General features: G+C 71.4%; 21 protein-coding genes and 4 pseudogenes. 18 read left to right on the plus strand and 7 right to left on the minus strand.

The genetic code is table 11. The features are described from left to right. Positions 1 to 154: 154 nt before the first annotated feature. The 6 genes and pseudogenes from AB0E14_RS06905 to AB0E14_RS06930 form a co-directional block, all read left to right on the plus strand. Positions 155 to 958: pseudogene (locus AB0E14_RS06905) on the plus strand (hypothetical protein); the annotation flags it as partial. 374 nt (positions 959 to 1,332) lie between these two features. Then, the gene (locus AB0E14_RS06910; protein WP_362413253.1) at positions 1,333 to 2,871 is read left to right on the plus strand and encodes an alanine/glycine:cation symporter family protein; all 1,539 of its coding nucleotides are present in this window, start codon (positions 1,333 to 1,335) and stop codon (positions 2,869 to 2,871) included. Positions 2,872 to 3,101: 230 nt separating this feature from the next. Next, positions 3,102 to 4,400, plus strand: coding sequence for a Na+/H+ antiporter NhaA (gene nhaA, locus AB0E14_RS06915; RefSeq protein WP_362413255.1), 1,299 nt, complete (start codon positions 3,102 to 3,104; stop codon positions 4,398 to 4,400). Positions 4,401 to 4,602: 202 nt separating this feature from the next. After that, positions 4,603 to 4,833, plus strand: a complete 231-nt coding sequence (locus tag AB0E14_RS06920; RefSeq protein WP_362413257.1) for a hypothetical protein — start codon at positions 4,603 to 4,605, stop codon at positions 4,831 to 4,833. Positions 4,834 to 5,469: 636 nt separating this feature from the next. Further along, positions 5,470 to 6,720: pseudogene (locus AB0E14_RS06925) on the plus strand (molybdopterin-dependent oxidoreductase); the annotation flags it as partial. Between the two features lie 618 nt (positions 6,721 to 7,338). Further along, positions 7,339 to 7,668 (plus strand): TfoX/Sxy family protein, encoded by a 330-nt coding sequence (locus AB0E14_RS06930; RefSeq protein WP_362413259.1) that lies wholly within the window; start codon positions 7,339 to 7,341, stop codon positions 7,666 to 7,668. A gap of 49 nt (positions 7,669 to 7,717) precedes the next feature. Here AB0E14_RS06930 and AB0E14_RS06935 read toward each other — a convergent pair whose 3' ends face one another. Both AB0E14_RS06935 and AB0E14_RS06940 read right to left on the minus strand, forming a co-directional pair. Then, entirely contained in the window at positions 7,718 to 8,074 is a 357-nt protein-coding gene (locus AB0E14_RS06935) for an SRPBCC family protein (RefSeq protein ID WP_362413262.1), read from the minus strand. A gap of 17 nt (positions 8,075 to 8,091) precedes the next feature. Next, complete coding sequence (locus AB0E14_RS06940; RefSeq protein ID WP_362413264.1) at positions 8,092 to 8,511, minus strand: SRPBCC domain-containing protein; 420 nt, start codon at positions 8,509 to 8,511, stop codon at positions 8,092 to 8,094. A gap of 107 nt (positions 8,512 to 8,618) precedes the next feature. Here AB0E14_RS06940 and AB0E14_RS06945 point away from each other — a divergent pair, with 107 nt between their 5' ends. Continuing rightward, positions 8,619 to 8,930, plus strand: a complete 312-nt coding sequence (locus tag AB0E14_RS06945; RefSeq protein ID WP_362413266.1) for a metalloregulator ArsR/SmtB family transcription factor — start codon at positions 8,619 to 8,621, stop codon at positions 8,928 to 8,930. Further along, positions 8,927 to 9,394, plus strand: a complete 468-nt coding sequence (locus AB0E14_RS06950) for an SRPBCC domain-containing protein (protein ID WP_362413268.1) — start codon at positions 8,927 to 8,929, stop codon at positions 9,392 to 9,394. The genes AB0E14_RS06945 and AB0E14_RS06950 overlap by 4 nt, the downstream gene beginning before the upstream one ends. Positions 9,395 to 9,452: 58 nt before the next feature. Here the strand turns inward: AB0E14_RS06950 and AB0E14_RS06955 are convergent. Then, a pseudogene (locus AB0E14_RS06955) lies at positions 9,453 to 9,617 on the minus strand (glycosyltransferase); the annotation flags it as partial. 350 nt (positions 9,618 to 9,967) lie between these two features. Between AB0E14_RS06955 and panD the strand changes: the two are divergent. The 4 genes from panD to AB0E14_RS06975 all read left to right on the plus strand — a co-directional run bounded on the left by panD (position 9,968) and on the right by AB0E14_RS06975 (position 13,131). Beyond that, positions 9,968 to 10,393: an aspartate 1-decarboxylase gene (gene panD, locus AB0E14_RS06960; RefSeq protein ID WP_362413270.1), complete on the plus strand. Its 426-nt coding sequence runs from the start codon at positions 9,968 to 9,970 to the stop codon at positions 10,391 to 10,393. A gap of 32 nt (positions 10,394 to 10,425) precedes the next feature. Next, complete coding sequence (locus tag AB0E14_RS06965) at positions 10,426 to 10,773, plus strand: N-acetyltransferase (protein WP_362413272.1); 348 nt, start codon at positions 10,426 to 10,428, stop codon at positions 10,771 to 10,773. Beyond that, positions 10,770 to 11,420: an aspartate/glutamate racemase family protein gene (locus AB0E14_RS06970; RefSeq protein ID WP_362413274.1), complete on the plus strand. Its 651-nt coding sequence runs from the start codon at positions 10,770 to 10,772 to the stop codon at positions 11,418 to 11,420. Before AB0E14_RS06965 ends, AB0E14_RS06970 begins: the two co-directional genes overlap by 4 nt. Before the next feature lie 379 nt (positions 11,421 to 11,799). Continuing rightward, complete coding sequence (locus tag AB0E14_RS06975) at positions 11,800 to 13,131, plus strand: transglycosylase family protein (RefSeq protein WP_362413276.1); 1,332 nt, start codon at positions 11,800 to 11,802, stop codon at positions 13,129 to 13,131. Here the strand turns inward: AB0E14_RS06975 and AB0E14_RS06980 are convergent. Further along, positions 13,012 to 14,004 carry a DMT family transporter gene (locus tag AB0E14_RS06980; RefSeq protein WP_362413278.1) on the minus strand — a complete coding sequence of 331 codons (993 nt, stop codon included), beginning with the start codon at positions 14,002 to 14,004 and terminating at the stop codon, positions 13,012 to 13,014. The two genes, AB0E14_RS06975 and AB0E14_RS06980, sit on opposite strands and share 120 nt — an antisense overlap. Before the next feature lie 308 nt (positions 14,005 to 14,312). Between AB0E14_RS06980 and AB0E14_RS06985 the strand changes: the two genes are divergently transcribed. From AB0E14_RS06985 to AB0E14_RS06995, 3 genes are all read left to right on the plus strand, one after another. Continuing rightward, entirely contained in the window at positions 14,313 to 15,080 is a 768-nt protein-coding gene (locus AB0E14_RS06985) for a (2Fe-2S)-binding protein (protein ID WP_362413280.1), read from the plus strand. Positions 15,081 to 15,143: 63 nt separating this feature from the next. Further along, positions 15,144 to 16,619, plus strand: coding sequence for an SDR family NAD(P)-dependent oxidoreductase (locus tag AB0E14_RS06990; protein ID WP_362413282.1), 1,476 nt, complete (start codon positions 15,144 to 15,146; stop codon positions 16,617 to 16,619). A 305-nt stretch (positions 16,620 to 16,924) separates the two neighbouring features. Beyond that, the gene (locus tag AB0E14_RS06995; protein WP_329113262.1) at positions 16,925 to 17,095 is read left to right on the plus strand and encodes a hypothetical protein; all 171 of its coding nucleotides are present in this window, start codon (positions 16,925 to 16,927) and stop codon (positions 17,093 to 17,095) included. A 31-nt stretch (positions 17,096 to 17,126) separates the two neighbouring features. On the opposite strand, the gene AB0E14_RS07000 is transcribed toward AB0E14_RS06995, so the two are convergent. The 3 genes from AB0E14_RS07000 to AB0E14_RS07010 all read right to left on the minus strand — a co-directional run bounded on the left by AB0E14_RS07000 (position 17,127) and on the right by AB0E14_RS07010 (position 19,454). Further along, positions 17,127 to 18,584, minus strand: a complete 1,458-nt coding sequence (locus tag AB0E14_RS07000; RefSeq protein WP_362413285.1) for a lipase maturation factor family protein — start codon at positions 18,582 to 18,584, stop codon at positions 17,127 to 17,129. 33 nt (positions 18,585 to 18,617) lie between these two features. Next, a complete protein-coding gene (locus AB0E14_RS07005; protein WP_362413299.1) occupies positions 18,618 to 18,788 on the minus strand; it encodes a hypothetical protein in 171 nt (56 codons plus the stop codon). Between the two features lie 75 nt (positions 18,789 to 18,863). Then, positions 18,864 to 19,454, minus strand: a complete 591-nt coding sequence (locus AB0E14_RS07010) for a DUF1990 domain-containing protein (protein ID WP_362413287.1) — start codon at positions 19,452 to 19,454, stop codon at positions 18,864 to 18,866. A 174-nt stretch (positions 19,455 to 19,628) separates the two neighbouring features. On the opposite strand from AB0E14_RS07010, the gene AB0E14_RS07015 reads away from it, so the two are divergent. The 3 genes and pseudogenes from AB0E14_RS07015 to AB0E14_RS07025 form a co-directional block, all read left to right on the plus strand. Beyond that, the gene (locus tag AB0E14_RS07015) at positions 19,629 to 20,861 is read left to right on the plus strand and encodes a DUF6777 domain-containing protein (RefSeq protein ID WP_362413289.1); all 1,233 of its coding nucleotides are present in this window, start codon (positions 19,629 to 19,631) and stop codon (positions 20,859 to 20,861) included. A gap of 54 nt (positions 20,862 to 20,915) precedes the next feature. After that, complete coding sequence (locus tag AB0E14_RS07020; RefSeq protein ID WP_362413291.1) at positions 20,916 to 23,021, plus strand: SpoIIE family protein phosphatase; 2,106 nt, start codon at positions 20,916 to 20,918, stop codon at positions 23,019 to 23,021. Between the two features lie 181 nt (positions 23,022 to 23,202). Then, positions 23,203 to 23,622 (plus strand): annotated as a pseudogene (locus AB0E14_RS07025) (wax ester/triacylglycerol synthase domain-containing protein); the annotation flags it as partial. Positions 23,623 to 23,718 lie beyond the last annotated feature (96 nt).

The following is a 23,718-nucleotide window of genomic DNA, read 5'->3' on the forward strand; positions in this document are numbered from 1 at the left end:
ACCGCTGCCGTAAAGCCCCCTTTCGGCCACCGGCGCCGCCCCGGCTGCGCCGCCAGGACGTCGCTTCGCGGCCCGAGTGGCCGTGTCGCTCGTGCTCGGCCTTGCGTGCATGGCGACGGTGGCAGCCCGAACGAGCCTCGGCCGGAACACGCACTCCCTGGACCCCGCCGAAGCGCCCGACGCCGCCGCCCGCCGGGAGCTGGAGAAGATCGCCTTCGCGCTCGCGGCGGGCAACAACGTCCTGCTGTACCTGGACGACATCCAGCACACCGCGCCGGAGTTCCTGCAGAAGTCATCCCGCCCTGCGACGCCACCCGGACCCTGGGCGGCCGCGACCTGCGCGGCAAGCGATTCGCGGCGCGACCGGCTCACCCACCCCTCCGCCCCCGCCGAACTCGACCGCGTCCTCGCCGTCCTGCGCCACCTGCTGACCGCCCGCGCGACGGTCCTCGCGGTCAACGCGGCCTACATGGCGTCCGCGGCCCAGTCCGACGACGCCCGAACCGAACCGCCCTTCCGTCTCCAGGGCTCGTACCGCAACATGAACAAGATCGTCGCCCGTATCTCACCGGCCATGAACGACGCCGAACTCGCCGCCGTCATCGACGACCACTACACCCTCACCGTCGACGCCGAGGCCAACCTCCTGAAACTCTCCGAGCTGCGCGGCACCCTCACCCCCTCGCAGGCCGCTCGCTGGGCGGAGGTCACCTCCGCCCACCTGCGGACCCGGGCACTCGGCGGCGCCGGAGAGGACCCTCCTCCAACCTTCGGCCAGGGGGACCCCCATCTCGCTGCGCTCGGCCGCGCGGTCGCCGCCCTCGGCCTGCTCGCCGACCGCATCACAGCCGTCGAAACGGCGATCAGCCGTGCGCCGACGGACCCGCGCCACCTCCTCGCGCGCCCGGCCGGACGACACACGTCGCAACCGGTGCGTGAAGACCGGGCGGAGAGCTGACGCAGGGACATGTGCATGGCTTCGAACGCTCCTGACCTGCGGAGATAAGTGCACTGTGAACGGACATGTCTGTCCGGATAACGGTCGTGTCACGCTCCCTGGGATTCTCGAAGATCACCGTGCGTGAGGTGACATGCGCCACACAGTGTGCGGCGGGTGTCGTGGTAGGAATGCGCAACTTCGCAGGTGGCACCACCCCTCGCCGTTCCTGCGCAGTGCCGGCACGCACCGGCAGCACGACCAAGGTGATCACGTTCCGAGTCCGTGGACGTCGACCCTCGGGTCGCCGATCGGACAACGGCGTTCGCTCAAAGCCCGCACATCCACCGGCGCAGCCTCCCGCGCGCCGGTCCTGCGTTACTGAGGTCCCCACCGTGTCACTCGATTCCTTCACCCAGTCCGTCGACAAGGCGGTCAGCGGCTTCTTCGAGCCCATAGCCACCTGGCTCGGAGAAGTGGTCTTCTACTCCGTCCCCGTCGGGGGTACGGAGCTGCCGCTGATCGTGGCCTGGCTCGTCGTCGCCGGTCTGGTCTTCACCGGCTGGTTCGGCTTCGTCCAGCTGCGCAAGTTCAAGCTCGCCGTGAACGTGGTGCGGGGCAAGTACGACGAGAAGGGGTCGGCCGGCGAGGTCAACCACTTCCAGGCGCTGACCGCAGCCGTCTCCGGCACGGTCGGTCTCGGAAACATCGCGGGTGTCGCTGTCGCGGTCTCCATAGGCGGCCCGGGCGCCACGTTCTGGATGATCCTGTGCGGTCTGCTGGGCATGGCGACGAAGTTCGTCGAGGTCACGCTCGGCGTGAAGTACCGCGAGGTGCACGCCGACGGCACCGTTTCCGGCGGTCCGATGCACTACCTGCCCAAGGGCCTCGCCGAGCGCTTCGGCAAGAACGGCAAGACGCTCGGCAAGGTCCTCGCGGTCCTTGCCTCGTTCTTCGTGCTGTTCTTCGGCCTGTTCGGCGGCAACCTCTTCCAGGTCAACCAGTCCTACGCCCAGCTCGTCTCCGTCACCGGCGGTGAGAACGGCCTGATGGGCGGCTCCGCGGGCGCGCTCTTCTTCGGCATCCTGATCGCGGCCCTGGTCGGCATCGTGCTCCTCGGCGGCATCCGCTCGATCGCCTCCGTCACCAGCAAGCTCGTCCCGGCGATGGCCGGCATCTACATCGCCGCCTGTCTCGTCGTCATCGCCGTCCACGTCACTGCCGTCCCCGCCGCGATCTCCACGATCATCGAGGGCGCCTTCAACCCCCAGGGTGTCGCCGGCGGTGTGCTCGGCGCGCTGATCATCGGCTTCAAGCGGGCCGCGTTCTCCAACGAGGCCGGTCTCGGCTCCGCCCCGATCGCCCACTCCGCGGTGAAGACCAAGCACCCCGCGAGCGAGGGCCTGGTGGCCCTCCTCGAGCCGTTCATCGACACGGTCGTCATCTGCACGATGACCGCGCTGACCATCGTCATCGCCAACCCCGCCAGCTATGTCGAGGTTCGTGAGGGCGGCGAGTCCATCGGTGGAGTGACGCTCACCTCGGACGCCTTCGCCACGGTCCTGCCCTGGTTCCCGTACATCCTGACCATCGCGGTCATGCTGTTCGCCATCTCCACGGTGCTGACGTGGGGTTACTACTGCATGAAGGCCTGGACCCACCTCTTCGGCCGCAGCAAGGCCAGCGAGGTGACCTTCAAGGTCTCCTACACCCTGTTCGCCGTGGCCGGCTCGCTGCTGACCCTGCAGACCCTGATCGACATGGCCGACGCGGTGCTGTTCATGCTCGCCGTCATCAACATCATCGGCCTGTACCTCCTCGCCCCTGTCGTCAAGCGGGAGTTGAACTCCTTCCTCGCCTTCGTGAAGAAGCGCGACGCCGGCCTCGACACGGACGAGGACACCGACGAGGAGCCGGTGAAGACCACCGTCTGACCGTCCCCCCGGCGGCCCGGCTCCCGAAGGGCCCTGTCCCCACCTCGCGCCTTGGTGGGGACAGGGCCCTTCACCCTTGTTCCAGCAGGTGAGAGACGCCTGGTGAGACCCCCGGCCACCCGATAGGGTGTTAAGAACGCATCAATTCGATGCTGGTGTGCCGGGAAGTCTGGTCGGCGTCCGAGAGGCCTGTGCGCCCATCAGTCGACATGCCCCGGAGGCTCCTCCCCATGACCCAGGCACGCTCGCGCAAGCCCGTCTTCGGACTGCTGCCCTGGCCCGAACGCCAAGCGATCGCCGAATCCCTGCGGACGGAGACGGTCGGTGGTCTGGTCCTCCTCGCGGCGGCTGTCGTCGCGCTGGTGTGGGCGAACAGCCCGTGGAGTGCGGCCTACGAGTCCGTACGGGACTTCCACTTCGGCATCCCCGCTCTGGGGCTGGACCTGTCGGTCGCCCACTGGACCGCCGACGGCCTCCTGGCGGTCTTCTTCCTCGTCGCGGGCATCGAGCTGAAACGCGAACTCGTCGTCGGCGAACTGCGCACCCCCGCCACGGCGGCCCTGCCCGTCATCGCTGCCCTGTGCGGCATGGCCGTACCAGCGGCTGTCTACACCCTCGTCGCCGCGTCGGGCGGCGGAAGCATCGACGGCTGGGCCGTTCCCATGGCCACCGACATCGCCTTCGCCCTCGCCGTCCTGGCTGTCATCAGCACCCATCTGCCCGCCGCCCTGCGGGCGTTCCTGCTCACCCTCGCCGTCGTCGACGACCTCGGTGCCATCCTCATCATCGCGATCTTCTTCACCAGCGGCCTCAACTTCTGGGCCCTGGGCGGAGCCTTCGCCGGCCTGATCCTCTTCTACGCACTCCAGCGCTTCCGGGTCCGCGGCTGGTGGTGGTACGTCCCGCTCGGCGTCAGCATCTGGGCACTGATGTACAACTCCGGCGTCCACGCCACCGTCGCCGGTGTCGCCATGGGCCTCATCCTGCGCACCACCCGGGACAAGGGGGAGGAAGCCTCACCGGGCGCGCGTGTCTCCCACCTCGTCCATCCCTTCTCCGCGGGCGTGGCCGTCCCGCTCTTCGCCCTCTTCGCCGCAGGCGTCGGCATCTCGGGCGCCGCGCTCACGCACGTCTTCACCGACCCGGAACCGCTCGGGGTCTTCCTCGGTCTGGTCGTGGGCAAGATCCTCGGCATCTTCCTCGGCACCTACCTCGCAGCCCGCTTCACCCGTGCCCAGCTCAACCCCGACCTCGCCTGGGCCGACGTGTTCGGGCTCGCCACGCTGGCAGGCATCGGCTTCACCGTGGCCCTCCTCATCGGCGAACTCGCCTTCCCGAACGCCGCCGAGGCCGAGCACATCAAGGCCGCAGTCCTGATCGGCTCGCTCACCGCCGCGGTCCTCGCTGCGGCGCTGCTGCGCCGCCGCAACCGCCTCTACCGGCGCCTGTGGGAGGACGAAGAGCGCGATGAGGACGCGGACGGCATCCCCGACATCTACCAGACGGGGCCAGCGCGTGGCAGCCGATGACCATGGAGGACGCGGGACCCGCGGTCCTCGGCGCGGTGGGCTGGGCGCATTCCGGACCTGCAGCCGTCCCATGGGTCATCCTCGCCGGGCTCCTGGCTGCTCGGATCTGCAGTAGCGGAAGGTGACTGATGAAGTTTCAGGTCGTGTGGATCGTGCTGTGCACGGCCGGCCTTGTGCCTATCGGGATCGCCTTCTTGCGCGGATGGACCCCGTGCTGGGCGCGCGCGGTCGCAGTGCGCGCGTCGCCAGGTCACGCGGCTACGCCGCGTTCACGCTGTATGCAGGGTCCCTGACCGCGGCGCTACTGAGCCTCGCCGGTGTGCTGGGAGACGAGCGCATGCGGGACGAACCGCTACAACACAACCCGAACAACCCCATCGGTTCCTTCCTCATCTTCGCCAGCGTGGCCTTCGCCATCGTGATGAGGGGATGATGGAGAATCGCGCGGGTCCATTCGCGCCCCCCTCCACGCCCACCTGGAGCCCGCCCGCGTACGACGAGTCGTGGACCTTCTCGCCTCGCCACCCAGCAGCCGAGATCTCCGTCCTCCGCGCAGCCATGAGACGCGTCAGCGGTCTGCGGCCTCCAGCTGCACGAAACGGGATCCGTTCACCCGCCGTCCGGTAGGCGGCCACGCTGCCGTCGGCCGTGAAGCCCATGTACTGGCAGAGGGTACGTGCGGCCCGGGAGGTTCCGGTACCACTGGGCATTCGGGCCGAATCTGGAGGCGACGGTCCATGTGCCTTGATCGCGGTCGCGGGCGACCACTTCCAGGACCACCTCGTGTGAACGGCCTGACGTCCGACCCATGTGGATGAGGCGCAGCAGGCGCCCTCGGAACAGTCGGCCGAAACCGCCGCGGAAGAGGCGGATCGTGGGCGTGGATCGTGGGCGTGTCATGGAGCCGGTCCGGCCTCCCGTGGGGGATGTTCGTCCCGGCGACTGGTGAGTGTGCGGAGGTGTCCTGGTGGAGGCGAGCGACAGCGAGCGGAACCGGTCCGAGCCCACACCGCCGGCGCCGTCTGAGCCTCCAGAGCGTCCTGCTCCTCTGAGGCGCTTGCAGACTGCCGTGAATTCCGTCGTCGCGTCGGGGCCCCCACAGGGGCCGACCCGTCCGGAGTTCTGGCGCAGCCCGCTGCGGGGGCTGTGGCTGACCGCCGTGCTCGGGCTCGTGCTGCTGGTCGGGGTCATGGTGTTGTTCGTGACGGGCCTGCTGTCGTACGCCGCGTACAACCCGGATCTGTCACCGGTGAACGACCAGACGCCGGACAAGGGGTGGCTCGGTTTCTACCTGTTCTCCTGGCCGACCTCGCCGTACTGGCTCTACCGGGTGAACCAGGGTGTGCACGTGGTCCTGGGTGTCGTCCTGGTGCCGGTGCTGCTGGCGAAGTTGTGGTCGGTCATCCCGAAGCTGTTCCAGTGGCCGCCCGTGCGGTCGGTCAGTCAGGGCATTGAGCGAATGTCCCTGCTGCTTCTGGTGGGCGGCGCCATCTTTGAGTTCGCCACCGGCATCCTCAACGTGCAGCTGCACTACATCTTCCCGGGCTCCTTCTACGTCCTGCATTTCTACGGGGCGTGGGTGTTCATCGGCGCCTTCGTCGTCCACGTGGCCTTCCGGCTGCCGCGTGCCCTCCGCGCGGTGAGGTACGGCCGCGAGCTGCCGGAAGCCGGTACCGAGGAGGAAGCCGGGCTGGCCTCGCCCCGGCCGGCACCCCCGACCATTTCTCGCCGGGGAGCCCTGGGCATGGTCGGACTGGGGTCCCTGGCGCTGTTCGTGGTGACGGCCGGGCAGAGCGTGGGCGGCTGGTGGCGCCGGACTGCGCTGCTCGCCCCGCACGGCCAGGATCCCGGCTCAGGACCGAACGGCTTCCAGATCAACAAAACCGCGGCGTCCGTCGGCATCCGGCCCAGCGACATCGGCCCCGCCTGGCGGCTGACCGTACGCGGCGCGGGCCGCCAAGTCGTCCTGACCCAGGACGAGCTGCTGGCCATGGAGCAGCACGAAGCGACCCTGCCCATCGCCTGCGTGGAAGGCTGGTCGACTCCCGACCAGCTGTGGAGCGGGGTCCGGCTCACCGACCTGGCCGCACTGGTCGGACGGGGCACCGACACCCCGAGAGCCCTGGTGGAATCGGTACAGCGGGGAGGGGCGTTCAGCTCGGTCGTGCTGAGGGACAACCAGGTACGCGACCACCGTTCCCTCCTTGCCGTACGCGTCAACGGGGCCGTCCTCTCGCAGGACCACGGCTACCCGGCCCGCGTGATCGTCCCGGGCGCGCCCGGCGTCCACAACACCAAGTGGGTCGGCCGGATCACCTTTCGGAGGGCCGGCATGAGCCACAGGGCCACCTTCCGACGCCGCTACGGAGCCTCCCCGCTCCACCTGCTGCTCGTGCTGGCCTCGTTCGCCCTTGCCGCGTACGCCGGCGTCCGTCTGCTCAAGGGGGACACCCTGGGCGTGGCCCTGTGGTTCGTCGGGGCGGCACTCCTGCACGACCTTGTCCTGCTCCCCCTGTACGTGGTGACGGACCGGGCGGCGCAGCGCCTGTTCCAGGAGATCCCGGGGGAGAGGTCGCCGAGGCCGAGCGTCAACTACGTGCGTGTCCCGGTCTTCGTCTCGGGGCTTCTGCTGCTGGTCTGGTGGCCACTGATCCTGGGGCAGGTCGACCACTACACCGCGTACACAGGGCTCCCGGCCGACGGGTTCCTGGAGCGCTGGCTGCTGATCACGGCTGCGCTCTTCGTCGCCTCGGCAGCGGTCCTCCTCGTCCGGCGCTGGCATGAATCGGCACCTCGACGGCGAGCGGCACGACGCGAGCGACGGGCACGCGAAGCCGTGCGGTGACGGCGACGCCGGCGGCCCGTGACCCGGGTGGTGCCGGCCAACTGACGGCCGCCCGCAGGGCGCTTTGTCGGGTCGTGCGGGAGAGTGGGTTCCATGACGTACGACGAAGGTCTGGCCCAGCGGATCCGGGAGGAGCTCGGTGAGCGGCCGGGCCTCACCGAGAAGCGGATGTTCGGCGGCCTGGCCTTCCTGCTGGGCGGGAACATGACCGTCGGCGTGGTCGGCGACGAACTCATCGTCCGGGTGGGTCCCGAGCGGGCCGAGGAGGCGCTGGCCCGCCCCGAGGCGCGCCCGATGGACTTCACCGGCAAGCCCATGCGCGGCTGGGTGACGGTCGGCGGCCCCGCGCTCGGGGAGGACCGGGTCCTCGACCACTGGATCACGACGGCCGTGGGTTTCGCGAGCACGCTCCCGCCGAAGTGACGCAGCGTCAACGAAGGCTGAGCGGCCGGGCCCTCCCGAGCGGCCCCAGTCAGGTGCTTGGCTCCAGGAGTGCCTTGAGGCGTGCCAGGTCCTTGTTCTGGGCGCGGCGCATCGAGGCTTCCATCACGGGGGCGGCGAGTGCCGCGAAGCCGCTGGGCTCGCCCCGGTTCCGTAGCGTCATGCGGGTGCCGTCGCCCCTAGCGCCGTGCGGCTCCCATGTGTAGGTGGTCTCCATGGGGAAGGGGCCCTCGCTCGTCCGCATCACCAGCCTCCGGCCGGGCTCGTAGGCGGTGATCTCGTAGGTGTAGGCGAGGCGCCGGCCGAGGAAGCGGGCGGTGAACGCGATGCGGGAGCCGACCGTGACGGGCGGCGGGGTCTGCCACGCGACGGAGTCGATGACCTTCATCGGAATCCTCGGAATCCTCAGACCGTGAAGAAGGGCTTGGGCTCGCCCGTCTCGGCGTAGTCCTTCAGGCGGGTCATCAGGGTGCCCCAGGTCTCGCTGATCATCGGGATCTCGGGCTCGCCGTCCGGGAAGCCGGAGTGCGAGAAGGCGACGCGAGTACCGCCGCCGGGGGAGTCGGAGAGCTCCCACGTGATGGTGGTGCCGGCCCAATGGGGCGGGAAGGCGCCGATGTTCACCCACACGACGCGGTCCTCGTCGGCCCGGTCGCGGCGGAGCCGGAAGGGCTCGGGGACGCCGGGGAAGTTGAAGAAGAGGACGTCGTCCTTGCGGTTCACGTCGTTCGTCCACCAGCCGGTGAGGCCGTCGTGAGTGTTGAGCGCCTCCAGGACCGTGGCCCGGTCGGCGGCGATGTCGGTCTCGTAGGTGATGGCGGCCATGAAGTGCTCCTGCTCGTGCTGGGCGTTCCCGTGGGGGGATTATTTGAGCCAAGACTAAAATAAGACGTTAGAGGCGGCAAGCTGAAGCCTCGACTAAAATTCGAGGCATGGACGCGGTACAGGTGATAGCCGAACCCAGACGGCGCGAGATCCTGCGGCTGATCTGGGACGACGAGCTGTCGGCCGGGGACATCGCGGGCCGATTCGAGGTCACCTTCGGGGCGGTCTCCCAGCACCTCAAGGTGCTGCGCGACACCGGTCTCGTCACGCTGCGTAAGGATGGGACGAAGCGGTTCTACCGGGCGGACCGGGAGGCGCTGGGCCCGCTCGCCGACTACCTCCAGGCCATGTGGGCCACGAAGCTCGACACCCTGGCCCGGCTCGCCGAAGAGGCCGAACGGAACGAGACCTCCTCATGACGACCCCCTCGCCCGCCGCGGACACCGTCACCCTGGAACGGCACATCGCCGCCCGCCCCGAGACCGTCTTCGGGTTCTTCACCGACCGCGAGAAGTGGCTGTCATGGATGGGCGCCGACGGCACCTTCTCCTTCGAGCCCGGCGGCGCGTACCGAACCCGGGTCACCGGCGAGAACATCGCCGCCGGCCACTTCGTGACCGTCGACCCGCCCAAACGGCTCGTCTTCACCTGGGGCTGGGAGACGGGCCCCATGCCCGTCCCGCCCGGATCCAGCACTGTGGAGATCACTCTGGAGCCCACGGCCGACGGCACCTTGCTGCGCCTGGTCCACAGCGGGCTCCCCTCCCCGGAGGCGTGCGCGGCGCACGCCGAGGGCTGGCAGCACTACGTCGGCCGGCTGGCTGTTCGGGCCGAGGGCGGCGACCCCGGCGCCGATGCCTGGATGGAGCCGCCCTCGGGCTGACTCCCGCCGGTCCCGCGCCGCGACCGCACCCCGGTGGCCGCGAGGACCAGGAGCGCCGCGAGCCCGTACCACGCCGGCTCTCGTGGACGACGGTCGCGCCGAGGCTTCGGGCCATGTCCGCCGAGCCGTCGGTCGACCCGTTGTCGACGACGATGGCCCGCCACCCGGCGGGTACCCGAGCCAGCACCCAGGGGAGCGCTTCTGCTTCGTTGAGGCACGGCAGTGCGAGGTCCGCGAGGGGCGGTGCGCAAGCAGTTGCAGTGGATGAGCCTGCCCTGCCTCCGCAGCCAGGGCTGTCACCGCCGCCCGCGCGCTCGGCCAACCCGTCGGCGAACGGCACCGTCGGACGCCGGCCCGGTTGGCGGGGCAGGCGCCGTCGCTGTGGGGGAGCGGACGGGCGGGCCTTGCATCCCGATCCGACCTGGCGGTGCATCAGGAAGGTCAACAAGTGGTCTGTGTGAGCCCTGAAACACCTGGGGGCAGCTGACCGACCGTGCGAACCCTTGTAGGCTCCAGCGAACGCCCTTGACCTGCGGGAAGCAGGCAGGGAGCAGACAAATTGGGAGTTTGTTCATGTTTCGGACAATGTTCAAGTCCAAGATCCACCGCGCCACCGTCACCCAGGCCGACCTGCACTACGTCGGGTCCGTGACCGTCGACGCCGATCTCATGGAGGCGGCCGATCTGCTGCCCGGGGAGCTCGTGCACATCGTCGACATCGACAACGGGGCCCGGCTCGAGACGTACGTGATAGAGGGGGAGCGCGGGTCCGGAGTGATCGGGATCAACGGGGCCGCCGCGCATCTCGTCCACCCCGGGGACCTGGTGATCCTGATCAGCTACGCCCAGGTCGAGGACGCCGAGGCGCGGGCGTTCGTGCCTCGGGTCGTGCACGTGGACGCGGACAACCGGATCGTCGAGCTCGGGGGCGACGCCTCCGCGCCCGTGCCCGGGAGCGACACCGAGCGCGCCCCGCACGCCGTGGCCGCGCGCGCCTGATCGTTCGACCGGCCCTAGGGAAGAGGGGGCGCATGGCCGCCGCGCCGGAGATCCGCGACGACCGGGAGAAGGGGCGCCTGGAGGCGTTCGAGGACGGCCGGTACGTCGGTGTCGTCGTCTACTTCGTCCTGGACGCCGCACCCCACGCCCTGGTGGCCGTGCACACCGTCGTCGAGGCGGGTGACGAGGGCAAGGGCATCGCCGGGTCGCTCGTGCGGGAGTTCTACGCCATCGCCGCTCGCGAGGGCGTCCCCGTCGTGCCGCTCTGCCCGTACGCCGCCACGTGGGCCGAGAAACACCCCGACGAGGCTCCGGTGCCGGACGAGGACGTCGTCCGCGCCGCCGAGGTTCAGCTCAAGGCCACCCCGGAGCTGTGGTGACCCTCGTCCTCCTGCACACCTCGCCGGTCCATGTGCCCGTCTTCGACGGGCTCCGCGACGACCACCACCCCGGTCTCGCCCTGCGGCACGTCGTCGCCGAGGAACTGCTCGTGCGGGCCCGGGCCGAGGGCCCCGAAGCCGTCGCGGGCGCCGTCCGCGACCTCCTCGCCGAGGCCGTCGGCGACGGTGCCTCCGCCGTCCTGTGCACCTGTTCCACCCTCGGCGGCGTCGCCGAACGCCTCGCCGCCGAGCTGGGCGTGCCCGTCCTCCGGGTCGACCGTCCGATGGCCGCCGAAGCCGTCCGGTCCCGAGGCCGGGGGAGGATCGTGGTCGTCGCGTCCGTCGAGTCCACCTTCGCTCCCACGCTCGACCTGCTCCGGGAGGAGGCAGGGGACCCGGGTCCGGAGGTCGCCACCCTCCTCGTGCACGGCGCCTGGGACCGCTTCCTCGCCGGCGACCTCCACGGGTATCTGGACGCCGTCGCGGCCGCCGTGGACCGCGTCGACCCCACCGAGGGTGGTGTGGTCGTCCTCGCCCAGGCGTCCATGACCGACGCCGCCGCACGCACCACGACCCCGCTGCCCGTCCTCTCCAGCCCCCGCCTCGGTCTCGCGGCGGCCGCGGACGCCGTGGCCCGCCACGGATGAATGGTCCCGGCGGGCGCGGGCAGACGCCCCGGGAGAGCCTGGAGCCGTAGCCGTACGGCCCCGTCGTCGACCGAGAGGCCCGACCCCGCCATGACCCATCCGTTCCCCGACCCCGTGCCGCCCGGGCCGATCCCGACGCCGGGTCCGCCCCCCTCCCCACCGGCCCCGGTGCCCGAACCGCCTCCCGTACCGCCGCCCAACCCGGTGCCCGAGCCGCCGGGACCCGCGCCCCTCCCGGACCCCGAACCCCAGCCCCAGCCCGGGCCCGCGGGGCGCTGAACACGCTTCGAACGAGCCCGGAACCCTTGTCACGGGCTGTGACCTTCCCCTACCTTGGGCGACTGCTGATGCCTTCAGCGCACGTGCTCAAGGGGGGGCCATGGCCTTACGGGGACGACACCGTCGGTACCAGCCGAGCCGGATCAACCGTGCCTCGCTGACCGTCACCGCGGGCGGCGCCGGCATCGCGCTCCCGCTCGTCGCCGCCGGGGCGGCCCAAGCCGCCTCCCTCGACGTCTGGGAGAAGGTCGCGGCCTGCGAGTCCTCCTCCAACTGGCGCATCAACACCGGAAACGGCTACTTCGGCGGGCTCCAGTTCAGCCAGTCCACCTGGGAGCGGTACGGCGGTACGCGGTACGCGCCGCGCGCCGACCTCGCCTCCAAGGACCAGCAGATCGCCATCGCGGAGAAGGTCCTCAAGGGACAGGGCCCGGATGCCTGGCCGACCTGTTCCCCGCGCGCCGGGCTCACCCAGCAGGGGAACACGGGCGTCGTCCCCGCCTCCCTGCCGCGCCAGCGGTCGGCGAGCGCTCCGGAGACCCGCACCCCGGCGGACCGGGCGACGCCCACCACCGTGCCGCAGGTCCGCGAGATGTACACCGTCACCCCGGGTGACTCGCTCTCCCGCATCGCGCGTGAGGAGCGGGTCAAGGGCGGTTGGCAGCGGCTGTACGAGGCGAACCGCGCCGTCGTCGGCGACGACCCCGATCTCATCCACCCGGGCCAGAAGCTGACCCTCCGCATCACCGCCCCCGCCCCGAAGAAGCCCACGGCCCCTGGGAACACCGCTCCCGGTAAGACCGCTCCCGGGAAGACCGCGCCCGGCAAGAGCGATCAGGCGAAGCCCCCGGCAGCCACCAAGCCCCCGGCGACGAAGGCTCCCGCCACCCAGGCCCCGGCGACCAAGCCCCCGGCGACCAGGACCCCCGCCACGAAGCCCCCGGCCACCAAAGCCCCCGCCACCAAGGCTCCCGTCAGCAGGACGAAGCCCGACTCGAAGCCCGCCGTCAGGACCGAGGCGCGCTCCGACAGCTTCTCCGCGCCCGTCGCGGCCTCGATCGGCACCCGCTACCGCGTCTCCGGTTCCTCCTGGTCCAGCGGCTACCACACGGGTGTCGACTTCCCGGTGCCCACCGGTACGTCCGTCAAGGCCGTCGCCCCCGGCAAGGTCGTCTCGTCGGGGTGGGCCGGGGCGTACGGCTACGAGATCGTCATCCGGCACGACGACGGGCGGTACAGCCAGTACGCGCATCTCTCCGCGCTCACGGTGCGTGAGGGGCAGCGGGTCAACGGCGGGCAGCGCATCGCCCGTTCAGGATCGACCGGCAACAGCTCGGGGCCGCACCTCCACTTCGAGGTGCGCACGGGTCCCGGGTACGGGTCCGACATCGACCCCCTCGCCTACCTCCGCGCCCGGGGCGTCTCCATCTGACCGCGTCTCCGACGTCGGCGCCTCTGACACCGACAGGGAGTCGGGCCGACCCGTCAGCCGCTCCATCGTGAGCTGGACGATGCCGAGTGCCGCCACCGCGCCGCAGATCAGCGCGGCGACGGTGCCGGCCGCGCCGTAGCGGAAGGATTCGCCGAACAGCGTGAGGCCGACGGTCGCGGCCACCACCGGGTTGACGACCGTCACCGTCGCCAGCGGCGCCGCGAGACCGGCACCCCGGTAGGAGGCCTGGGAGAGCAGGAGTCCGGTCACGGCGAGGGCCGAGAGGACCAGCAGGCTCGGCCACTGGGCGAGCGGGGCGCTCGTCGTCCACTCCTCGGCCACGGTCTTGGTGAAGACCGAGGCGATCCCGAAGGCGACGCCCGCCGCGGCGGCGAGGACGATGCCGCGCAGCACCGAGCGGCCCACGACGTGCGCGGCCGTGAAGAGCACTGCGACGACTCCGAAGGTCCCGGCGGCCAGCAGCCAGCGCTCCGCGTCCGCCAGGGACTGGCCGTCGCTGCCGCCCGTCAGACTGAGCAGCCCGGCGAGGCCCACGGTGGCCATCAGCGCGCCGCGCCAGGCCGTCCGACCGGCCTTGCGGCCGACGAAGAGGGCAGCCATGGGCAGCGCGAAGACGATGGTGAGGGCGCCCAGGGGCTGGACCACACTGAGCGGGCCGTAGGCGAGCGCGGCCACGTGCAGCGCCGCCCCGAGACCGTTGAGCAGCACGGCCCCCCACCAGGCCGGGTTGCGCAGCGGTGCGTACGTGAGGCCGGCGGCGGAGGCCGCGACCCGCTCCTGCACGATCGCCGCGGCCGCGTAGGCGACCGCCGAGACCAGTGACAGGAGCACGGACAGCAGGAGGGGGCTCATACCTACAACGATCTCTCTTCCGAGCGTTCACGTCGTCAGACCAGGGGACGCCTTCGGACGTACTGCCGTCGCAGTACGGGCCTGTGCTGTACGCCTGTGGATGTACAACCGCGCAGGTCAACAGGGGTGCATTGGGAACTTTTCCGGTATCGGGGCCGAACCGGGCAGCCATGATCGCGCCCGGACGGACGTTCCATCCCGAGCCAGTCGCCGCCTTCTCCGGGCCACATTGGCCCGCTCCTCGGACCGGCTACGGTGATCACCGCCGGGGAAGCCGGGAGAACCGAAGCAGTGGGGGTGTGGTGGCGGTGGATCTCGTCGAGAGCTCGTCCGTGGGCGGATTCTTCGCTCTGCGGACGGCGGCCCCTGAGGCGTCCGCCCCGGCGACGGCGGACCGGCGGACGGCCGGTGGCCACACGCCGCTCGCGCGGCTGTACGCGGCCGGGGGCGGGCCAGGACTCGCCCCTCTCACCGGCCGCGTGGACCGGGTCGGGGACCGCCTCGGGGCGCCGGAGCGACGTGTCGCCGCCTCCATCGCCCACCTCGGTCTCGCGGCGCGGCTCTGGTCGATCGCGCTCGGGCCCGCCGCGCTCTTCGGCCGGTTCCCTGACCTCGACCCGGCCGAGTTGTTCTGGGACCCGGCCCTGACCTCGCCCGAGGACCTGTGGTGGGCGGGCACGGGCACCCGGCCCGCCACCGTGGCGGACCTCCGGGACGCCGTCCAGACCGCGCACCTCGTCCCGCTGCACGAGGCCTTCCGGCGCGACGGCCGGATCTCGCCCCGGTTGCTCTGGGGCAACGCCGGATCGGCCCTCGCCGGTGCTCTGCGCGAACTCACCCGCTGGGCCCGCGCGCATGACCGGCCCGAGGTCGCCGCCCGCGCCGCCGAACTCGTCTCCGGGCTCTTCGCCCACCCCGACCTCGCCCGCACCGTCGAGGGCCGCGCGCTGCGCCGTACCAGCTGCTGCCTCTACTACCGCTGCCCCTCCGGCGGCCTCTGCGGCGACTGTGTCTTCGACCACCCGCCCGCCCGTGTACGGCAAACGGGTTTGGAGACCGGGCCCACGTCTCCGTAAAGTTCCTCTTTTGGAACGACCGGAACGACCGGCGCGACCGGCGAGCGAGGAACGGCAGAGGCCATGACGGTGACCGAAGAAACCCAGGGGTACGGGCCGGGTATCGACCCCGATCGCCTGGCCGTCTGCCTGAGCGTGCTCGACGAGCTCGACGAGCTCGACGTCGACCACCCCGACGCGATCACCGTCCGCCGCGCCACGGCCGGGATCTACCGCACGGTGAAGCAGCGCCGTCGCCAGGAGCGCCGCGCGTCGAAGACGGCGAACGACAAGGCCGTCACCGAGTCGACCGCCACCGGCTCCGCGCAGCGCATCGACGACGAGACCGAGGGCCTGCTGCCCTCCTCGGTCACCGAGGCCGGCAAGATCGCCGGGATACTCCAGCGCCCCCGGTCCTGTTACGTCTGCAAGACCCGGTACGTCGAGGTCGACTACTTCTACCACCAGCTCTGCCAGCCGTGCGCCGTAGAGAACCGCATGCGCCGCGACGCCCGCACGGACCTCACCGGCAAGCACGCGCTGCTCACCGGCGGCCGGGCCAAGATCGGCATGTACATCGCGCTGCGGCTGCTGCGCGACGGCGCCCACACCACGATCACCACCCGCTTCCCCAAGGACGCAATCCGCCGCTTCAAGGCGATGGAGGACTCGGCGGACTGGATGCACCGTCTGGAGGTCGTCGGTATCGACCTGCGCGACCCCGCGCAGGCGGTCGCCCTGGCCGAGCAGGTCGCCGAGCGGGGCCCGCTGGACATCCTCATCAACAACGCGACGCAGACCGTCCGCCGGCTGCCCTCCGCGTACGCCGCGCTCGTCGAGGGCGAGAGCGCGCCGCTGCCCGCCGGCGAGCTGCCCGCGCACCAGGTCATCGGCGCGTTCAACTCCGGAGCGGTCGACGGTCTCGCCGCGCTGCCCGTCGGGGTGAGCGGTCTGGACGCGCAGAAGGTCGCCGACCTCGCGCTCGTCGCGGGCAACGCCAGCGTCGAGCGCCACCGCGACGGCAGCGCCATCGACGCGGGCGGGCTCGTCCCGGACGTCGTCGACACCAACACCTGGGTGCAGACCATCGACCAGATCTCCCCGGTGGAGCTGCTGGAGACCCAGCTCTGCAACTACACGTCGCCGTTCATCCTCATCAGCGCCCTGCGCCCGGTGATGGCCGACGCCGCGAAGAAGGCGGCCAGCGGGCGCGCGTACATCGTCAACGTCTCGGCGATGGAGGGCGTCTTCGGCCGTGGCTACAAGGGCGCCGGGCACCCGAACACCAACGCCGCGAAGGCCGCGATGAACATGGTGACGCGGACCAGCGCCCAGGAGATGTTCCAGAGCGACGGCATCCTCATGACCTCGGTCGACACCGGCTGGATCACCGACGAGCGTCCCCATTTCGACAAGCTGCGGCTGGCCGATGAGGGCTTCCACGCCCCGCTCGACCTGGTCGACGGCGCCGCCCGCGTCTACGACCCCGTCGTCCGCGGCGAGGCGGGCGAGGACCTCTACGGCTGCTTCCTCAAGGACTACAAGCCCGGTAACTGGTAGGCGGGTGGGCGTACGGGTGACCCGACAGTCGAACGGGTGACCCTCCCGTCACCCCAGTTCTCCCGGACCTCATCGCTCTGATGTCCGGAATTCACTCGATCGCATCACACTTCCGAGCCCCATAGAGCGATGGCGCGCTCATTTGGTTAGTCTGATGTCCACGGTCGGCCACCAGGGTTTCACCAAACCCTCACGGCCTGCCTGGGGACTGGCCTGCCACCAAGGCCGCGGTCCCGCCCGAAGAACGGCGCCACCGCGACCGAACGGCCATGTCCACATAGGTACGCGACACAAGGGAGTGCGCGGTGACACCAGAACTGACGAAGCAGGAACAGCGACCGGCCGAACATCCGGAGCGGCCCCACCGCTCCGGTGAGCTGGGAAGCCTGGACGTGTGGGCCCACGCGGCCCCGATCCGGCTGGCGGGCTACGAGGACGACCTCGCCGAGCCCCACATCCTGCCGGGTATCGACTGACCCGCTCCGGTACCGACCGAGTCGTACCGCTTCACCCGTGCCCCCGGCCGCCCCCGCGCCCGGGGGCACGGGTATGTCCGGGGGCCCCGAGCCCGACCGGCGGCAGGTACTCCCGCACCAGCGTGCGGTGCCACCAGGCCCCCGTCTCCCGCAGCTCGCGCCAGGTCGTGAACCGGTAGCGGTACAGCCGGGCCCGGACGAGGGCCGGGGGAGCGTCGGGGAAGGGGTTGTGGCGCAGCAGCCGCAGGGTGTCCCGGTCCCCGTCGAGCAGCCGCTCGACGAACGGGCCGAACCACTCGCGGGCGTAGACGGGGGAGAGCGCCGCGAACCACATCAGCCAGTCGAGCCGCAGATGGTACGGGGCGAACTGGCGCGGCAGCCGGCGCGGATCGCCCGGCTTGCCCTTGAAGCCGTACTCCTTCCACACCGTGTCCTCCCGCGGGACCGGGTCGTCGGTTCCCTCGACGACGATCTCGTCCCGGATCCGGCCGACCGTGCCGAACGCGCCGTACGAGTTGACCAGGTGGAACGGGTCGTACGAGCGGTTCATGGCCTGGCGCCGCGAGAGCAGGTTGCGGGCGGGCCGGTAGCTGCGGACCAGGACCAGGGCGGTCACGGCGACGACCACGACCACGAACCAGACCGGCGGGTCGGGCTGGGGGTGCTCGCCCACGACGAGCGAGCCGTCCATCGCCGAGAGCGCGAGGACGATCGTCAGCCAGTTCAGCCATGCGAAGTTCCCCGAGAGCACCAGCCACAGCTGGGTCGCCACCATCAGCCCGGCGGCCACCGTCGCGACCGGCTGCGGGGTGAACAGGAGCACCGGGACGAGGAGTTGGACGACATGGTTGGCGGCCACCTCGACCCGGTGCAGCGGTCGGGGCAGACGGTGGAAGAACCAGCTCAGCGGGCCGGGCATCGGCTGCGTCTCGTGGTGGAAGTACAGGCAGGTCAGGTTCCGCCAGCAGCGGTCACCGCGGATCTTGATGAGTCCGGCGCCGAACTCGACGCGGAAGAGCAGCCAGCGCAGCAGCCACAGGACGAGGACGGGCGGCGCGGTGTCGTCGTTGCCGAGGAAGACCGAGAGGAAGCCGGCCTCCAGGAGCAGTGACTCCCAGCCGAATCCGTACCAGGTCTGGCCGACGTTGACGATCGACAGGTACAGCGCCCAGAGAACCGCCCACCAGAGCATCGAGACGGCCAGCGGCACCGCGTCCCCCGCGCCCGCCACCAGGGCGAGGGCCAGCGCCGCGCCGCTCCACGAGACCGCCGAGAACAGCCGGTCCGAATAGCGCCAGTGGAAGAGGCTGGGGGCCCTGCGCGGCTCCACCCGGCGCAGGTACTCCGGTACCGGGAGCATGCCGCGCTCGCCGATCAGGGCCCGGAACTGCAGCGCGGCCGAGAGGAAGGCCACCAGGTAGAGCCCGGCGAGCCCGCGCTGGAAGACGATCCGGCTCAGCCAGTAGTCCGGTGCGGTGAACCACTCCATCGCTTCCCGTATCGGCGCCGTCCGGGCCGGGCGTCAGGCCTTCTCCTCCTCGTCGGCGTTCCGCTGGCCCTCGGCCTGCGACGGTGTGGTGCGCGCGGTCGCGGGGTGCCGGTGGTCCCGCTGCAGCGCGTCCATGTCCTCTTCCTGCCGCTCCCCCTCGGCCTGGGAGGGAGTGCTGTACATGTCGTACTGGGACTGGCTCACGGCTGCCTCCCGGATCAGAACATTTCCCTACAGAAGGAGCGTAACCCCGGGTCTCGCCCCGAGCGCCGCCCGGAGTCATCCCGCGACGACGTGCCGCAGGGTCCGGCCGAGGCGGCGCGCGTAGGCGCGCTGGGCGGCGGGGGCCAGCGGTCCCGCCAGGCGCGTGTACCAGGCCGCCGGGCGGCTGAAGGCGGTGACGGTGAACCAGACCGTGCCGTCGGGGTGGAGGTCGACGACGAAGGACTCCTCGCCGCTCTCGGGGTGCCCCGCGCGCGTGCCGTAGGCGAAGCCGACGCGGTCCTCCTCGTACGCCGTCCAGACCACCTCGCACGGCGCGGTGAAGCGGACCGGGCCGAGGCCCAGCGCGACCTCGACGAGGGCGCCCGGCGCGGCGCGCACGGCCTCGGTGCGGACCCGGGCGCCCGAGGCGCGGTGCATCCGCCAGGTGGTGACGGCTGCCCCGGCCGCCTCGAAGTCGTCCCGGCCGCGGCCGACGCGGACCATGTGGTGGAGGTGCTGGTAGCCGCCGGGGAGGAAGTCCCGCGCCGTGGCGCCGACCTCGCGGTAGGTGAGGCCCGCCGGCGCGGCGGACCGGGCGGGCGTGGCGGTTGTCGCGGGTGTGGCGGGTTTCGCGGGCGTGGCGAGGTCGCGGATCAGACGGGCCATGGGGCGATTCCTCCGCTTGAACGTGTTCAAACCGACTGGTTCCGAGGGTAGGGCTTCCCTTGAACGTGTTCAAGTCTCTTTCTCGCCCGCTCGGACCCGCCCCGCTTGCGGGTGGGCGCGCCGTGCGACAGACATGAAGGAATGTCTCGGGGTGGAAAGAGGCGGGAGAACCACGTGCGCTCACCGACACGCAGGTCGTCACGGCCCCACGTCACCGCACACAGGGCGCTCGCCGCCGCGACGCTCGGCGCCGTGCTGCTGCTCGCGGGCTGCTCGTCGGGCGACGAGGGCGGCGGCAACGGCGCGGTCCGGTCCACCGCCACAGCGGCCGCCCAGGAGGTGCTCCTCCAGCCGGTCGCCGCCCGGGGGCCCGATCCGTTCACCGGCTCCACGGCCACGGCCGGCACCCCGAGCCGCCCCACGACCACCCCGCCCGACACCCCCGCGTCCCCCGCGCCGCCGCAGACGGTCCGCGAGGTCACCGGCTCCACTCCCGGCCTCTACGGCGGCACCCGCTCCGAGGCCAGCTGCGACGTCGAGCAGCAGGTCGCCTTCTTCGCCGAGGACCGGGCCAAGGCCCGCGCCTTCGCCGAGGCGGCCGGACTCCCCGAGACCTCCCTCGCCGGCTGGCTGCGCGGTCTCACCCCCGTCGTCCTGCGCGCCGACACCCGCGTCACCAACCACGGCTACCGCGACGGCGCCCCCACCGCGTTCCAGTCCGTGCTCCAGGCCGGCACGGCGGTCCTCGTCGACCAGTACGGCACGCCCCGCGTCCGCTGCGCCTGCGGCAACCCGCTGCGCTCGCCGGTCGCCGTCCAGGGCGCCACCCACAAGGGACGGCCCTGGGGCGGCTATCACCCCGACCGCGTCGTCGTCATCACGCCGACGACCACGGTCGTCACCAGCCTGGTGATCGTGAACGTCGACGACAACACCTGGATCGAACGGAAGACCGGCACCGACGGCGAGCGGGACACCCGTCCGGCCGTGACCCCGCCGTGCGACCCCGCCGACTGCCACCTGACCGGTACGCCCGTCCCCGTACCGTCCCCCTCGGTCACCGACGGCCCGACCGTGCCGGGCGAGCCGACGGCACCCGGCGACCCCTCCTCGCCGGCGTCCCCGCATCGCGACGGCTCGCCGACGACCGACTGCCCCTCGCTGCCGCCCGCCACATCCCCCTCGGAGGAGCCGACCGGCATCCCCGACACGACCTCCCCCGACACGGGGACGCCGTCGATCCCGCCCGGCTGCCCCACCCCGGCCCCGAGCGAGCCGACCGCCCCCGAACCGCCCGTCGAACCCCTGCCGGAGACCGAACCGGCACCCGAGACGGACGGGCCCTCCTTCGAGGACCTTTTCCCCAGCGACACGGCTCCCCAGCAGCCGGAGACCTTCGAGGGCTGAGCGACCGATGATCTCCGCCGTGCGCTCCGACGGGGCTGCGCCTAGCGTGGCCCCATGAGCGCGGGAAGCGGGGGAGGCGAAGCGGTGGTGCCCTGCCGCTGTGAGTCGGGCCCAGCGGGCCTGGCGTGCTGCTTCCTCCGGGACTACGGCCGGGCGTTCCGGATGGGCAGTTTCGACTGGGACCTGCTCACCGGCGTGATGCTCATGGGCGAGGGCGCCCTGAGGGTCTTCGACCTGCGGCCCGACGAGTACGACGGCGACCCCGCGACCCTGGGCTCGCGCGTCACCGCCGACGAGGGGCGGCAGCTCGACACGCTCGTCAGCCACGCGCTGAAGGACGGCAGCGACCACTACGGCGCGTACTTCCGGGTCCGGCTGCGGGACGGCACACCGCGCTGGACGCACACCGAGGGCCAGATCGAACGGGACGACACCGGCAGGCCCGTCCGTATCGTCGGCATCGTCAGGGACGCCTCGGAGGAGGTCAGCGAGCAGGCCGCCCGGCTCGGCCTCGACGAGGGCCGGCGCGCCCGCACCAGCGTCGTGGAGAGCACCACGGCGGCCCTCGCCCACGCCCGGACCGTCCAGGACGTCATCGACATCCTCAACGACTCGCACGGCCTCGAGTACTTCGGCGCCACCAGCCTCGTCCTGGGGCTCCTGGAGGCCGGCCGGATCCACCTCGTCGCCGAGGGGCCCGAAGGAGCCTTCGTTCCCGGCACCCGGTTCACCCGGGTGGACGAGCCGTACCCGATGGGTGAGGTGATCCGGACCCTCACCCCCCGGTTCATCGAGTCGCCGAAGGACTTCGCCGATTCGTACCCGATCCTGTGGCCCCACATCAGCGGCCTCGGCATCACCTCTGCCGCGTACCTCCCGCTGATCGCGCAGGCCCGGCCGATCGGCGCGCTCGGCCTGCTCTACAGCGACCGGACCGGATTCAGCCCCGACGAGCGCAATCTGCTCGTCGCGCTCGGCAGCAGCATCGCGCAGAGCCTCAAGCGCGCCATGCTCTACGAGCAGGACCACGACCTGGCCGAGGGGCTCCAGCAGGCGATGCTGCCCCGCCGCATCCCGGACGTGCCCGGCGCGCAGATAGCCGTCCGGTACCGCTCCGCCCGCCTCGGCCGGGACATCGGCGGCGACTGGTACGACATCATCCCGCTGCCCGGCGGCCGGGTCGGCGCCGTCATCGGCGACGTCCAGGGCCACGACACCCACGCGGCGGCCGTGATGGGGCAGCTGCGCATCGTGCTGCGCGCGTACGCCGCCGAGGGGCACAGCCCCGCCACGGTCATGGCCAGGGCCTCCGTCTTCCTGCACGAACTCGACACCGAGCGCTTCGCCACCTGCACCTATGTCGAGGCGGACCTCACGACGGGCATCCTGAACGTGGTCCGCGCCGGTCATGTCGACCCGCTGTTCCAGGACACCGACGGAAGCTGTCGCCGGCTGCCGGTGGACGGCGGGCTTCCACTGGGCCTGTCGGCCGAGTTCGACCGGCTCGACTACCCGGCGACCACCCTGGAGCTGTCCCCGGGGCAGACGCTCCTGCTGTACACCGACGGGCTGGTCGAGAAGCCGGGCGCCGACCTCGACGAGGGCCTGCGCTGGCTCTGCTCGCTCGTCCGGGGCGGGCCGCGCGACCTCCAGCAGCTCGCCGACCACCTCTGCGACGTCGTGGACGAGCGCGGTGGCGAGGACGACGTGGCGCTCCTGCTGCTCCGGCGGCAGGGGGAGTACTTCCCGCAGTCCGGCGGCCGGCTCCAGCAGCACGTGGCGCAGAGCGACCCGGAGGCGCTCAGCTCGGCGCGCCACATGATCCGGGCCGCGGTGCGGGCCTGGGGCGCCGGCGAGCGTTCGGACGAGATCGAACTGGTCGCCGACGAGCTGATCACCAACGCGCTGATGCACACCGACGGCGGGGCGATCGTGACCCTACGGATGCTGGCGGGCCCGGAACGGCGGCTGCGGGTGGAGGTCGAGGACCGCTCCAGCGCGCTGCCGCGCCGTCGCGAGGCGGGGGAGGCGGGCGTCTCGGGCCGTGGCCTGATGCTCGTGGACCGGCTCTCGGACGTGTGGGGTGTCGAGTCGCGCGGCAGCGGCAAGTGCGTGTGGTGCGAGTTCATTGTTAACCCCGCGTATACAGACCGTACTTGACCGTAACCGACCGTCCGCGATTGACTTCACTTTCCAGCCACCCGATTTCCGCCGCCTGCCCGCGCCCTTCCTGCCGTCCACCTCGACCTTTCCGCCGTCCACCCCGCCCCTCCCGTCCTTCCGCTTCCGCCGTCCACCCCTCTCCCGTCCTTCCCGACCCGCACCCGCTGATGGGGACACCTTGAGCAGCGAGCTTCTGGCACCTCTCGACCTGGCGTTCTGGCACCTCGAGTCCTCCGACCACCCCATGCACCTGGGCGCCCTCGCCCACTTCGGCCCGCTGCCCGCCGACGGCGACCCGTCCGGCGTCCTGGAACTCCTGGGCAGCCGCGCCGCCGCCGTCCCCCGGCTGCGGATGCGGGTCCGCGACGTCCTGCTGCCCGTCGGCGGCGCCGCCTGGTCCACGGACAAGCACTTCGACGTACGACGGCACGTGCACGAGATCGCGCTGCCCGGCGCCGACTTCGGCGCCGAGACCGCCCGGCTGGCCGGCGAACTCATGGAGCGGCCGGTCGAACGGGGGCTGCCGCCCTGGGAGATGTACCTGCTCACGGGCGCCCCCGACGGCTCGTTCGCCGTCCTCGTCAAGCTCCACCACGCCTGAGGTGAAGAAGTACATCGAGGACACCTACAACGGCTCGGTCATCCCGGCCTTCGGCGCCGTCGCCAAGTAAGGCCCGCCGTACGGTTCCTGTGC

Origin of the sequence: Streptomyces sp. NPDC047981, assembly GCF_040653315.1 — a bacterium.
In the GTDB taxonomy this organism is placed as follows: domain Bacteria; phylum Actinomycetota; class Actinomycetes; order Streptomycetales; family Streptomycetaceae; genus Streptomyces.